This window comes from Weissella sp. ESL1156 (assembly GCF_058505625.1).
On the sequence record NZ_CP196372.1, the window covers coordinates 495,280 to 509,169 of the forward strand.

Here is a 13,890-nt window from a genome sequence, read left to right on the forward strand (position 1 = left end):
TATATGCCAACAATAATTTATTTATATATTCTTATTATCTTACATTTAATTATTATACAGTAGAATCACTTTTAACTGTATCATGATGTGTGTAATTATTTACTTTTAAAAAAATTTTATTATCTGCAACAAATATGCACCAAATCGTATCCATAAATCACGAATATTAATGTTTATATTTCACACTGATTAACCCTTTTAGTGCAGATAGCATGAAATATGATATTACTCGTTTCTTATTTTTTCGTCAATTTGTCGTGTTGATACTAGTATCAATAAATCTTAGAAAGATTATCTTTCCGACTAAGTAGTTTCAATATCGCTATTATAAAATTTCAATAATGAAATCATTTAGTATTGAAAACCAAAATTTCTAGTGTTATTATAATAAAGTAATAGAGTCCCAAATTCTAATTACTTAAATGTCCAATCAAGCCAAGGATTGGACATTTTTATTTTGGATAAGTCTGAAATAAGTTGGCGTTTAAAAATTACTTGTCTAACGACAAATGCACCTATCTTATCTTTCCAATAAGATAGGTGCACTTGTAGTAAAAATATAGGTAGAAACAAACTACCTACAGCAATTATTCTATTATGAAAAAGTTAAATCAGACCTAAATATAACTTAAACATTTTTTTAATGCGCCTTACCGAATAAATTGACAATAACTACACCAACAACAATGAAAAAAATACCTAATAAGGTAGGTAAATTAATGCTTTGCTTCCAAAAAAGTAGACCGACAAGTGTCACTAAGATGATTCCCACGCCACCCCAAATTGCATAAGCAATGTAAAGCGGTATATATTTCACAGTAAGTGACAACATATAAATTGCTATACCAAAGCACAAAATACAAAGTAACGTTGGCTTAAGTCTTGTAAAACCTGCTGTTTCAATCACAAGATTTGAGCCAATAACTTCTGAAATAACCGCAATCGCTAAATAGATATATCCCATATTCATGAAAAATCTCCTAACAATAAATAATAGTAAGAATATCATAATAGGTATTCTTAAAGAAAGACTTTTTTATTCATAAATAGTATTTGATGATTTAAATAAACGTTAGTGATCATAAATTCAGTAACCAACTAAATATCAAAAAACTAATTACGAAAGTAAATTTTTACGTTATAATGTGGGCAATTCATTTAATCGATTTAAATATAAAATATCAATAATGATACTTGAAAGGAAAGAACGATGCGGCTATGGCATGAAGCTTTAATTACAAAACTACCAAGACAACAATTACTTGGCCAACATAGAGAATGCTGTGCTCTACGTGGTGGCGGTTGGGGTAAAAAACATCGTACAGTAAACTATGTCTTTCAATATTCACCCTACAAACTGTTTCAATATCATGAAAAAGTTATGTATGAAATGCAACAGCGTGGTTATGTACCCAATTCTGTATGGTTTAACCCTCTTTATCGGGGCGTGAATATACCTGCATACAAAGCGCTTGTGCCTGTACCGTTAACATATCCTATCTATCCTGAGCATGATTTAAATTACTATCAAGCATGTCTTCAAAATTTAAAACAAAAGGGAATAAATCTTGATTGATAACTAATATATCAATGCTTAACTCATAAATTTTGTTTCATCTTTGGAATAAATAGATCACGAAAAACTATTATATTGACTTTCCTTACGTGGTAAAATTGAATTGTATGATATATACGAGAGATTTTGCGCTTACAATTCTCTATTGCTCAATGGACTTCAATCCATTGAGTTTTTTTATGCAAAAAGAAGATGCCAAAGATATTGAACTCTTTAAAAATTTGCGGACAACTTGGAACTATGCTGAAATAATACAATGCTTGATTATAAATGTATTTTCCCTAATTTTTTACATGGTTATTATTTGGCGTTTTATCATTGACATGGTCAGGTATTCATAGAGATAATGGAAAAGTTATCATAAAAAAAGCCTCCTAATTTTGGGAGGCTTTTTTATGAATCACAATGCTTGTCTATTTTTATGTCCACTCCAAACTGACCAAAAACGGCCATATAAAGCCGTTGCTAAATAAAAGGCCATTGTTAGTAACATTGGTAATGAACTTGCTGAGTACCCTGCTGCTAACGCGGATACCCACAGCGCAATATTAACAATATCTGATAATAACCACAAAGTATATGAATCACCATAACCAAAGAAAACATACAATGAGGCAGTTGCACCAATAATCAAAACAATCGCATCCCAGACTGGATTTGAGTCACCTAAACGAGTATAAATCCAAATAACTGGTAACCAAAGTATCAACATAGCTGCAATGGTCAATATCCATCCTCGTAGTCGTAAAAATTTTACACCGTCAACAATTCGATGTCCCCATGTTTTCCACGTAATGATCAAAGGCAAGTCAATCAGTAAAATAAATACAAGTTGGTCAAGAACAGAAGCATAATGTCCCGCTTGCCAATTAATATAAATATAACCAAGCGCACTAATTAATCCCAATAGCCCATTAATTGGTTTTCCAATCATCATATAGACCGTACATGCAGAACCAATCAAAGTTGCAAATAAAGTAATCACAGACAATCCTGTAATCGGATTACTTAAAAAAAGTGCGAGTTGTACACCAAAAATAAATGCTAACATGATACTTCCCGCAGTATTAATTGCAGTTAACTCGTTATAAAGCCATTTAAAATACGCCAAAATTTCTACCTCTTTCTCTGATAAGCACAGAGACATATTGTAACAGATGAATCACTATTTGTTAAATTTTAGATTAATCAAAATTTATTTAAATGTCTAACTTTTTTATGTTATTTCATAGATTTTAATAATAAGTTTTCAATCTTTTAAAAAAGTTTAAAGGGCCGTGAATTTACCAATTTAAACTGGTAAATTCACGGCCCTCCCGTTGCTTATGCCAAGATTATGGCGCAACTAATTTATTAATTTTTATTTTGTTGGTTGCATGATAAAGTCAAATTGATGATCAAGTTCACCTGAAATATGATAAGGTGGTTGCACATCAGTTCCCCAACTATCAATACCACCTACGCCGCGAACTTCTCCGTAAATTGTCACAACTGTCCTGCGAGGAATTGGCAACTCTTCAATATGAGTTGCACTCTCTAGTTCAATCGCTGTATATGGTAAAGCTGAAAAAGCAAAAGGCTTTGTTGTTTGTTTAAATGTTAATAAACCTATTTCCTTTGAAAAATCAGCATTATTTAAGGTTGTTGACCGATTGATCGTTAAACTGGACGTTGCCATATGCATCCCCATCTCTTGAGGGACAATATAAGGCGTCAGTGGTAATCCTGCTACTTCATACGTACCAGATTGGCCACCCGCCATTCGATCAGGATAGGTTTCCCCTGATAAACCAGCATAGCTATAGCCATTTGCAACCGTTGGCATAATAAATCGTAATCCTAATGTTGGTAATTCTGGTAAGCCAGCTTTTCCTGCATAATTAACAGCAATATGCAATTCACCCGTTGCTGAAACAGTGTATACCACAGTAACCGTTGTTTGCGGTTGAGTCGCTGTTAAAAAGGTATACGTCACTGACGCATTATCAGCAAATTCATTTGCAGTAAAGCGGTTATTCCCTGGTGCAACCGGCAAGCCCAAATTTTTTCCATCAACGGTCACATGAACTGCTGTAGCTTCAGTAAACATATCTGCTCCGAACCAAGTTGCTGATTTGGTTGAGAAATGACTACCGCGATCATTATCAGTTGTTGCACGCCAAAAGGCTAACTTTGGTACACGATATAACCATTCTTTATTGTTTACTTTAAGTGACTCAAGACCACCTTTTTCGTAACTGAATAAATAATGAAATGTGTCTCCATGTAATCCCAATGACCCATCGCCATATACAACTTGTAATTTATTCGTTGTCGTAGCGTCCATAATAGTAACTTACCTCCTGCATTGCTGGTTTAGGCTGACGATTGGCAAAGACAATCCCATCCCCCGAAAATTCGTAATCTGAATGGCGTTCATCAAAGTCACCACCGTAGCGAAGGACTTGTTGACCAGTCACCTCATCTGTGACATACAAGGCTTGATCGATATAATCCCAAATAAAACCTCCAAGATATGTGTCAAACTCATCAAATAAGTGCACATATTCATCCAAACCACCAACTGAGTTACCCATACTATGCATGTACTCGCAGTTTAAATATGGTTTTTTGGGATTGTCTGAAAGATATGCTTGAATATCAGCTGGGGATGCATACATACGACTTTCGACATCAGATATTCGATCTTCATCAACACGATTTTGAAAGACACCTTCATAATGAGTTAGTCGTGAATCATCAACCGACTTAAAGTAAGCATCCATTGCTGCAATATTATCACCCGTATACGATTCGTTACCCAGCGACCAAAACAAGACTGATGGATGGTTTTTAAATTGTTCAAAATTAGACTTTGCCCGATCTAAGACAACGTCTAACCATTGTGGTACTGAACCTGGCACATTATCCGATGGTTCAACAGCCCCCATTTTTTGCCAAGAACCATGTGATTCCAAATTTGTTTCAGCCATCATATAGATACCCGCTTCGTCACACATACCATACCAAGGTACTTGATTTGGATAATGAGAAGTACGAACAGCATTAATATTATTTGCTTTAAACATGTCAATATCAGTCCGCATTTCGTCAATCGTCACACTTCGGCCACCAACAGCACTCCATTCATGGCGATTAACACCATTTAAATGCAATGGTACATTATTTAATGTCACATGATTTTGTGCATCTTTGACCAACCGACGGAAACCAAATGCGTATGGCACAATTGCAATAACTTGTTTATCAGAATCAAACAAGGTCACAGTCAATTCATACAAATTAGGTTGCTTATGTGACCACAAACTAATATTTTTAATCAGTTCATTTTCAATCGTAATGTTCTGTGAAACTGAGACAAGTTTATCTAAGACGACAATCCCAGATGGGTCATTAACCGTGATTTGAGCACTCGTCTCTGATAATTGACCAGCCATTGTTAGGTCAATCGACAAGTTTCCAGTCTTCAAATCAGCGTTAACAACTGGTTTAATATGCATATCAACAAGATTGACTTGTGGTATGGCCAGTAAACGAACACTTCGGAAGATACCCGAGAAACGGAACATATCTTGATCTTCAATGAAAGCTGCTGTACTGTATTTAAACACTTCAACTGCTAATTTATTTTCACCTGGTTGCAAAAATGACGTTAAATCGAATTCTGCTCTAGCAAAACTGTCTTCAGAATAACCAATAAAATGGCCATTCAACCAAACGTACATGGCTTCTTCAACACCGTCAAATTGAATGTGTACATCATGATCTGAAAAATCGTCAGGTAAAGTAAATGTTTTAATGTATTGACCAACCGTATTATCACTTGCTTCACTAAAAATACCAGGATAAGTCTCATCTGCTCCTAATGCATAAGGAGGGCGTCGATAAGTTTTACCCTCCCATGGGTACAGGGTATTGATATATTGAATTTGTCCGAAATTTTGTAATTCAATATGACCTGGTACTTGAATATCATCAAAGTTTTCTGTATTAAAAGTTGGTGCTTCAAAATTAATTAAACGCTCTGCTGGTGTTTTTGCAAAATGGAAACGCCAAGTCCCATCTAAACTTTTAATCAAACTCGATTTTTTTTGTGCCATTTCTGCCGCTGAACGATAAACGACATGATCACTATGTGCTGGTAATTTACCGACTCTAAATACAGTCGGATCGTCCAACCATTCTAACTTTGCTATCATGGTATCCCCCTAATATTTAAAGAAACGTCATTTGAAAACGTTTTCAATAATTAATTGTACCGTATTATAACAAATTTGTCGTTAAATATTATTAATTTACCGCCCTATTTAAAAAAAGAGTCGCTAGTTAATTCGTGCTAACTAGCATACTCTTAAAAAAATCAATCTTATTTTGCGTCATACCATGATTGACCAATATGTGATGAAACTAATAGTGGTACATCTAATTTTACTGCACTATCCATCACTTTTGTCACAAGCTTCTCTAATGTCGCCATTTCACTTGCAGGTGCCTCGAAAATCAATTCGTCATGAACTTGTAAAAGCATATGTGCTTGCAATCCCGCCTCTTCAATAGCTGCTTGCACTTTAATCATAGCAATTTTAATGATATCTGCAGCAGATCCCTGAATTGGCGAATTCATAGCAGTACGTTCTGCAAATGAACGCGCATTAAATCGCTTTGCCTTAATATCAGGTAAGTAACGACGTCGATGGGCAATGGTCTCAACATAACCTTTTTCACGGGCTGAAGCAACAATGTTATCTGACCATTTTTTAACATCAGGATATTGATCAAAATAGGTTTCAATAATCGACTTGGCTTCCTTACGTGAAACGCCAATATTCTTTGAAAGACCAAAATCAGAAATGCCATACACGATACCAAAATTAACTGCCTTTGCTTGACGTCGAATATTGCCATCAACAACTTCATCATCTTTTAAGCCAAAGATACGACGAGCTGTTGCTGCGTGAATATCCTCACCGTGAATGAATGCTGCTTGAAGATTTTTATCACCAGTAATATGCGCCAATACCCGTAACTCAATTTGTGAATAATCAGCACTAAGGATTTGCCAATCTTTTTGTCTAGGCACAAAGGCCTTACGAATTTGGCGACCTTCTTCGATACGCACTGGGATATTCTGTAAATTTGGATCAACTGAAGATAAGCGGCCAGTTTGTGTCAAAGTTTGTAAGTAACGTGTGTGAACCTTAGAATCTGAACCATGAATAACTCGTAGCAAGCCTTCAACATAGGTCGATTGAATTTTTGCAACTTGACGATATGCTAGGATCGATTCAACAATAGGTACATCACTCATCTTTTCCAGTACTTCAACACTTGTTGAATAACCTGTCTTTGTCTTCTTGATTGGCGTGTAGTTCATTTCCTCAAACAAAACAACACCTAATTGCTTTGGTGACTGGACATTAAATTCATGACCTGCCTGCTGATAAATCTTTTGCTCCAACTCACTTAAACGCTCAGTTAATTTACTACGCATCTGTAACAACTGTTCAGCATCCACAGTAATCCCCGTCGCTTCCATTCGGGCAAGAATCCGTGTTAATGGTAATTCAATATTCTTGTACAAGTCTGTTTGTTCATGATCGGCCAACTTTGTATAAAGTGGTTCACGCAAGAGATTAATGGCCATTGCTTTACGACCAAGATGTTCAAAAAAGTCTGAATCAGTTTCTGGAATAGCAAATTTTGCACCTTTACCATAAACTTCTTCATCAGTTAAAACAGCATAGTAATCGTTATCATGAGCTAATGCCCCTAAGTCATTATTGTTATCATTTGTGTCTAACAAATATGAAACAAGTAGTAAGTCAAAATCAACATTTTGTAATGAAACACCTAGGCGGTTCAAACTGACGTAAAGTTCTTTTGCGTTGAAAACATTTTTAGTAATTTTGGGATCTTCTAAAATAGTTTTAATTGGTGAATTTTGAGTTAACAATTCAATATCACGACTTGCAAAATAACCATTTTCTTGATTTCCCAAAACGAAACCGACCGGGTTTGCAGTATGATAATTTTCTCCATCTAGTTCCAAATAAAAACTAATCGTATCTTGCAATTGTGATATATGCGTTAGACTAGTTGTTGTTAATGTTGATACTTGTAATTTTGTATTATTAATATCAAATGTCGCATTCCCATTATGCTCGTTCGTTGGCACAGTATAACCTTGATTAGCCAATTTTACTAATTGTGCTTTAAAATCTAGATGCTGATAGAAGGGAATAATATTTTTATAATCAGGTCCTTTATAAGTTAGGTCAGAAAGTGAAATAGTTATTGGTGCATCAGTTCGAATTTCAGCTAAATCTCGAGACAAACGAGCATCTTGTTCTCCCGCAATCAGTTTATCTTTTTGTTTTGATGGCTTCATCTCATCAATATGATCGTACATTTCCGAAATTGAATGATATTGTTTAATTAATTTCAGAGCTGTCTTGGGACCAATTCCAGCGACACCTGGATAATTATCACTAGTATCTCCCTGCAATCCTTTAATATCGACAATCTGCTTTGGCTCTAATCCCTCATATAACTCTGAAATCATTGCTGGTGTATAATGATCAATCTCAGAAATGCCTTTTTTAGTTACCCAAACCGTGATGTTATCAGATACTAATTGCGTCATATCACGATCACCAGTGACAATGGTTACCATGTAGCCTGCTTGTTCACCTAATTGCGCCATGGTACCAATAATATCATCTGCTTCATATCCAGGTAATTCATATGAGCGAATGCCGTGAAGTTCAACCATTTTACGTAATGGTTCAAATTGTTCAACTAACTCTTGAGGAGTATTATCACGATTTCCTTTGTAATTATCAAATTTTCCCGTCCGAAAAGTCGTTTTACCTGCATCCCAAGCGACAAGTGCAAGGTCTGGATTAAATGGATCAACAATGCCATCTAGCAGATTGTTAAATCCAACTAATGCATTCGTATGTAATCCTTCATGATTAACAAAACGTTCGACTTGATTAATCAATGCATAGAATGCACGAAAAGCCAATGAATTACCATCAATTAAAAGCAAAGTTGGTTTTGTCATATTTATCTCGTTTCTGGGTTTAAACCCTTTTTAATCTATCTATTAGTGTAGCAGAGTTCAAATAGTGATAACAACATAAACGCAAAAAAAGTGTTATGCTAAATAACTTTAGATAACACTTTCTAGATTAGATTAATCACGTGAATTAAATGACGTGAACAGTTGCAAAATATAGATAAACAAATTAATGAAATCCATATATAGATTTAGCGCACCGGAAACAGCCAGTCCTTGAGCAACTTGTGCACCAGTTTCACCGTATTCATAATACATTGACTTCAAGCGATTCATGTCATAAGCTGTCATCACTGCAAAGACAACAATACCGACAACTGATAAAAAGAAGTATACAACACTATTGAAGAAGAATAGGTTGATAATACCTCCAACAATCAGGGCAATCAGTGAACCAAACAAAATTGAAGACAGTGACGCTAGTGATTTTTTTGTAAAGTATCCATACGCTGCCATACCCACGAATAGGAATGCTGTCGTAAAGAATGCTAAGGCAATTAAGCCAAAATCAATTGTTAACCCAATCACCGTAAATGTAAATCCATTTAACACAGCAAATCCAATCAACATGCCAAAGGCTTGCGCTGGATTTTTATAAACCCGGCTTGAGAATAGCCAGACAAATCCCATCATGATACCAAAAATAACTAGTGATGAAATAGGACTGCTAAAGATTCGAACAATTGGTCCAGCAAATAATGTTGCACCTAAATACGCTGTAACTGCTGTGACGAGTAAGGCTAATGCCATGTACAAATAAACTTTTTTAAAGAAGTTATTCACACCACTTACATCAGGATTTACGAGACGTGGTTCTTGTTTTTGATAATTATCCATATACTTACCTCCTACGTTGTCATAAGTGACAATGGTTTGGTGAACCTCCCCACTACTTAATAGTATAACAGAAAGCTTAGTTTTAATTTAAGGTTTAACAAAAATTAAATATCATTGTAGGTTTGTTTGTGTATTTGACAATAATTTTTCAAAGGCAAATTCAGTCATTTGCAGGTCACCAGCACCCATAAAGATAAAGACACCATCTTCATCTGCCAAAAGCGGCGCAACATTTGTTGGTGAAACAATCCCTTCAAATTTTGTGATTTTTTTACCTAAATCTGCGGAACTAATTTGTCCAGCAGTTTCACGTGCTGAAGCAAATATTTCAGTTAAGAAAACATTATCTGCCAAATCTAATGCCTTTGCAAAGTCATCTTGATAAGCAATTGTTCGTGAAAAAGTATGTGGCTGAAAAACGGCAGTTAATTTTCTATCCGGATATTTTTGACGGGCCGCATCAATCGTTGCTGTAATTTCTGAAGGATGATGTGCATAATCATCAATGATTGTCACTGGCCCGATATGTTTTTCCGTAAAGCGTCGTTTTACTCCTTGAAAAGTTAATAGTTCTTCTTGAATCAAAGATGCTTCAATTTCTTCAAAGTAAGACACAGCAACAACAGCTAATGTGTTTAATATACCATGTTGGCCAAACAAAGGAACCTTATAATTTCCTAGGAACTTGTCATGATAATACGCATCAAAACTAGATCCCTTAGTTGAACGTTTGATGTTATCAGCATAGAAATCGTCTGTCTCAGGATTAGTACCATAATAGTACACTGGCACAGAAACGTGGATTCGTCGTAATTGTTCATCATCACCCCATGCAAAAATACCTTTTTTAACATGATTACCAAAATCTTCAAAAGCACTACGAACATCATCAATGCCTGTGTAGTAATCAGGATGATCAAAATCAATATTAGTCATAATCGCATAATCAGGTGTGTAGTCCTTAAAATGGCGACGATATTCATCAGCTTCAAAAATGAAGAAACGCGCATTTGGAACACCTTTACCGGTACCATCACCAATTAAATATGATGTTGGTGCAATTCCTGAAAGGACATGTGAAAGTAGACCAGTCGTTGATGTTTTACCATGAGCACCAGCAACGCCAATCGATGTATATTGCACGACCAATTGTTCAACCATATCTGGGTAAGTTAAGATGGTTAGTTGATCAGCAATCGCTAATGCTGCTGCAACTTCGACCTGATCATCTTCAAATGAATTACCACGAATAACCGTCATGCCTGGTTTAATGTTATTTTCATCAAACGAATACATTGGAATTCCTGCTGCTTCAAGGGGCTTTTGTGTAAATGTGTATTCATCAATATCTGACCCAGAGACTTGATAACCTTGATCGTGTAAAATTAATGCTAAAGCGCTCATACCTGAGCCCTTAATACCAATAAAATAATAATTAGGATTCTTGTTCATTTTTTTCATCCATTCTAACGTAAATATCGTTCATTAAATTTATTAATTATCTTCTATCTTACCAAAAATTTTACCAAAAAAAACACCTATCGGCATTATTCGATAAGTGTTTTCACTAGTTTAAAATTGTTAACTGTTAAAATAACCATTACGATCTCTAGCAGCTACACTGTCTTCTTCTGACAAAATATCATCCAAACTTAAACCTAAACCTGTTTTAATCATTTTAGGATCAACACTCGTTTTGGCATGATTAACTGATGTTTTTGTTTTTGATGTTGATGATTTTTTAACTTTTTTTGATTGATGAGGCTGTAAAACCTCTACAACAATAGGCTGTTTCGCTGATAATGTTTTAACAATCTCAGTCTCACGATCTGCCAACAAAATGTAATCTGTTTTAGCAGCTAATAATTCTGCAACCTGTTGATCATAAGTGTGCATTAAAGTTTCATAAAAAACAATTGGACGTTGCAAAGCCATTACTTCACCACCTTCTATTGAAAGAGTGATTGTGCAGCTGCTGAATTAGCGTTAAATGGTGCTCCCACTGGCGCAAAATCTTCAGGTAATATCAATGCACCAGGTACTTGAGGCGCATTAGGTAATTTTAATTCACGACCAGAGGTAATCATACCATTTGATTTAACACCACGAAGTTCACCAGGCCAAATAATTAATCCAGAAGGCATCATTGCACCTACTTTTGCCACAACAACTTTAATACCCTGTTGCATATTTGGTGAGCCAGACACAATTTGAACACGTTCATCATGATCAATAACTGTAGTTGTCACTTGCAAATGATCTGAATCTGGATGTGGCTCCACTTTTTCAACATAACCGACAACAAATTTTGGTGTCTTGTCAACAACTAATTTCTCTGAAAATCCGGCCTGATTAATTAAATCATTCAATATTGCTACTTGCACTTCATCTAAGATAATTTGACCAGAAATATTTACTAGGTCTAATGATTGACTAATATTTAAAAAGTTATATCCGATAACTTCATTATTTTTTGTTTTAATTTGAACAACATTCTCGTGTTTTTGAACATCGAATTCGGTTGCTTGGTTGGTTAATACGATTAAGTGATCTCCCATCCCTGCTGGATTATAGCTGGCAATTAACATGCTGTCAGTTCTCCTTTATTTTATTAAGTATTTTTAACTCACTAATCACCATAAATAATATCATTTACCGTGCCTGCATCTAATTTTTGTGCGATTGCTTCAACAAGAGCTTGTGCTGACTCAAAGTCAGCAATTGACCAAACTGTTTGATGAGTGTGAATGTAACGAGATGCTACCCCGAGTGCAACGGATGGAATGCCATTATTTTGTGATTGAGCGCCATGAGCATCAGTCCCACCTTTAGCGACAAAGTATTGTAATGGAATACCAGCATCACTTGCTGTATCTAAAACAAATTCTTTAAGGCGTAGGGGCATTACAACTCCTGGATCAAAGACACGTAATAGTGCGCCTTGATCCATTTGACCTTGACCGTGCTCAGAAACAGTGTCATCAGCAGCTGAAGAGTCAAGTGCAAAGAAAATATCTGGCTTTAATTGATTAACAGCTGGTCCAACACCTCTTAAGCCAACTTCTTCTTGCGTATTAGCCCCCATAATCAATGTATTCGGCAATGTTTGATGTTGCAAATTTTCTAAGGCATTTAAAATAGTCACAAGGCCAAACCGGTTATCCCAACTTTTTGAAGCAACACGTTTGCCATTTGCTAACAGGGTCGTTGTGACTGCTGGTACAATAAAATCGCCTGGGTGAACCCCGTAAGCTGTTGCTTCTTCAGCTGATGAAAAGCCGCCATCAAACAAAATATCTGTTATTTGTGGTGTACCGTTAACATTTCCTTGTCGTAACAAATGTGGTGAGACAGATGATGAAACAACTGGGTACTTATTTTCACGTGTAAATAATGTAAACCGTTCTGCTGAAACAGTATAGGGATTCCAACTACCTACTGGTGCTACCACCAACATACCTCTTGGGGTAATTTGCGTCACGATGAAGCCAACCTCATCCATATGGGCACCAAACATGATTCGGGGTGCTGAAGTATCTTTGTTATATTTAATACCATAGATACCACCTAGACCATTTTGTACAACTTCATCAACTAATGGTGAAAGATCTTCTCTGAATGCCCTTCTAACTTGATGTTCTTGACCGGATGTTCCTTGTAGTTCAGTATATTTTACAATACGCTGCCAAATTCGTTCTTCCAATACACTCACACTTTCTATAATACTATCTATTTCATGCTTGGTTTTTAGTTAAAATCGCTCGTATTTGTGCCTCTAGCATACCAATACCAACAGTATTAGCACCACCTTCAGGTAAAATAATATCTGCATAACGCTTTGTTGGTTCCACAAACTGATGATACATTGGCTTCACAGTAGCCATATATTGATTAACAACTGAATCAACAGTTCTACCACGTTCAACAATGTCTCGTTGCATACGACGAATAAAACGTAAATCATCGTCAGTATCAACATAAACTTTAATATCTAACAAGTCACGTAAACGTGATTCAGTAAACAATAGAACGCCTTCTAAAATAATCACATCTGCAGGAGCGACTGTAATTGTCTTATCGGACCGTGTGTGATTTGTATAATCATACGTTGGCTGCTCAATTGGTTGACGAGCCAATAATTGTTCCAATTGTGTAATTAATAATTCATTATCTAATGAATCTGGATGATCATAATTCGTCATCCTTCGTTCAGACATACTCTTGTCACTCTGGTCTCGATAGTAAGCATCCTGAGGAATCATCACAACTGATTCACCTTCAAGACGTTTAATAATATCTTGACTAACAGTTGTTTTCCCAGAACCAGATCCTCCCGTAACACCGATAACCATTGGGCGTGATGTAGCCATGCTAAACCTCTCTCTTTTCTATATAA

At 35.7% G+C, this 13,890-nt stretch carries 12 protein-coding genes; 1 reads left to right on the forward strand and 11 read right to left on the reverse strand.

Annotated features, from left to right (window positions below):
• Positions 1-640 precede the first annotated feature (640 nt).
• A complete protein-coding gene (locus tag ACSKY2_RS02490) occupies positions 641-970 on the reverse strand; it encodes a DMT family transporter (RefSeq protein ID WP_489878023.1) in 330 nt (109 codons plus the stop codon).
• Positions 971-1,210: 240 nt separating this feature from the next.
• Between ACSKY2_RS02490 and ACSKY2_RS02495 the strand changes: the two genes are divergently transcribed.
• Positions 1,211-1,576, forward strand: a complete 366-nt coding sequence (locus tag ACSKY2_RS02495; protein WP_489839459.1) for a TIGR02328 family protein — start codon at positions 1,211-1,213, stop codon at positions 1,574-1,576.
• A gap of 400 nt (positions 1,577-1,976) precedes the next feature.
• On the opposite strand, the gene pnuC is transcribed toward ACSKY2_RS02495, so the two are convergent.
• The 10 genes from pnuC to udk form a co-directional block, all read right to left on the reverse strand.
• On the reverse strand, positions 1,977-2,723 hold the full coding sequence (gene pnuC, locus ACSKY2_RS02500) for a nicotinamide riboside transporter PnuC (RefSeq protein WP_489878024.1): 747 nt from the start codon (positions 2,721-2,723) through the stop codon (positions 1,977-1,979).
• A 213-nt stretch (positions 2,724-2,936) separates the two neighbouring features.
• Positions 2,937-3,902 (reverse strand): beta-galactosidase small subunit, encoded by a 966-nt coding sequence (locus tag ACSKY2_RS02505; protein ID WP_489878025.1) that lies wholly within the window; start codon positions 3,900-3,902, stop codon positions 2,937-2,939.
• Entirely contained in the window at positions 3,880-5,775 is a 1,896-nt protein-coding gene (locus tag ACSKY2_RS02510; RefSeq protein WP_489878026.1) for a glycoside hydrolase family 2 TIM barrel-domain containing protein, read from the reverse strand. The genes ACSKY2_RS02505 and ACSKY2_RS02510 overlap by 23 nt, the downstream gene beginning before the upstream one ends.
• Before the next feature lie 167 nt (positions 5,776-5,942).
• On the reverse strand, positions 5,943-8,642 hold the full coding sequence (polA, locus tag ACSKY2_RS02515; RefSeq protein ID WP_489878027.1) for a DNA polymerase I: 2,700 nt from the start codon (positions 8,640-8,642) through the stop codon (positions 5,943-5,945).
• Between the two features lie 132 nt (positions 8,643-8,774).
• On the reverse strand, positions 8,775-9,494 hold the full coding sequence (locus tag ACSKY2_RS02520; RefSeq protein ID WP_489878028.1) for a Bax inhibitor-1/YccA family protein: 720 nt from the start codon (positions 9,492-9,494) through the stop codon (positions 8,775-8,777).
• A gap of 111 nt (positions 9,495-9,605) precedes the next feature.
• Positions 9,606-10,946, reverse strand: coding sequence for a UDP-N-acetylmuramate--L-alanine ligase (gene murC / locus ACSKY2_RS02525; RefSeq protein WP_489839453.1), 1,341 nt, complete (start codon positions 10,944-10,946; stop codon positions 9,606-9,608).
• Between the two features lie 129 nt (positions 10,947-11,075).
• Complete coding sequence (locus ACSKY2_RS02530; RefSeq protein ID WP_489878029.1) at positions 11,076-11,429, reverse strand: hypothetical protein; 354 nt, start codon at positions 11,427-11,429, stop codon at positions 11,076-11,078.
• A 14-nt stretch (positions 11,430-11,443) separates the two neighbouring features.
• Entirely contained in the window at positions 11,444-12,082 is a 639-nt protein-coding gene (gene ytpR / locus ACSKY2_RS02535; RefSeq protein WP_489878030.1) for a YtpR family tRNA-binding protein, read from the reverse strand.
• 41 nt (positions 12,083-12,123) lie between these two features.
• On the reverse strand, positions 12,124-13,197 hold the full coding sequence (pepA, locus tag ACSKY2_RS02540) for a glutamyl aminopeptidase (protein ID WP_489878031.1): 1,074 nt from the start codon (positions 13,195-13,197) through the stop codon (positions 12,124-12,126).
• Between the two features lie 31 nt (positions 13,198-13,228).
• Positions 13,229-13,864, reverse strand: a complete 636-nt coding sequence (gene udk / locus ACSKY2_RS02545) for a uridine kinase (RefSeq protein WP_489878032.1) — start codon at positions 13,862-13,864, stop codon at positions 13,229-13,231.
• Positions 13,865-13,890 lie beyond the last annotated feature (26 nt).

Coding starts and splice junctions, on each gene's coding strand:
- ACSKY2_RS02510 (WP_489878026.1), bottom strand. CDS start 5,775: ATGATAGCAAAGTTAGAATGGTTGGACGATCCGACTGTATTTAGAGTC.
- pnuC (WP_489878024.1), bottom strand. CDS start 2,723: ATGTCTCTGTGCTTATCAGAGAAAGAGGTAGAAATTTTGGCGTATTTT.
- murC (WP_489839453.1), bottom strand. CDS start 10,946: ATGAACAAGAATCCTAATTATTATTTTATTGGTATTAAGGGCTCAGGT.
- udk (WP_489878032.1), bottom strand. CDS start 13,864: ATGGCTACATCACGCCCAATGGTTATCGGTGTTACGGGAGGATCTGGT.
- polA (WP_489878027.1), bottom strand. CDS start 8,642: ATGACAAAACCAACTTTGCTTTTAATTGATGGTAATTCATTGGCTTTT.
- ACSKY2_RS02495 (WP_489839459.1), top strand. CDS start 1,211: ATGCGGCTATGGCATGAAGCTTTAATTACAAAACTACCAAGACAACAA.
- ACSKY2_RS02530 (WP_489878029.1), bottom strand. CDS start 11,429: ATGGCTTTGCAACGTCCAATTGTTTTTTATGAAACTTTAATGCACACT.
- ACSKY2_RS02490 (WP_489878023.1), bottom strand. CDS start 970: ATGAATATGGGATATATCTATTTAGCGATTGCGGTTATTTCAGAAGTT.
- ACSKY2_RS02520 (WP_489878028.1), bottom strand. CDS start 9,494: ATGGATAATTATCAAAAACAAGAACCACGTCTCGTAAATCCTGATGTA.
- ytpR (WP_489878030.1), bottom strand. CDS start 12,082: ATGTTAATTGCCAGCTATAATCCAGCAGGGATGGGAGATCACTTAATC.
- ACSKY2_RS02505 (WP_489878025.1), bottom strand. CDS start 3,902: ATGGACGCTACGACAACGAATAAATTACAAGTTGTATATGGCGATGGG.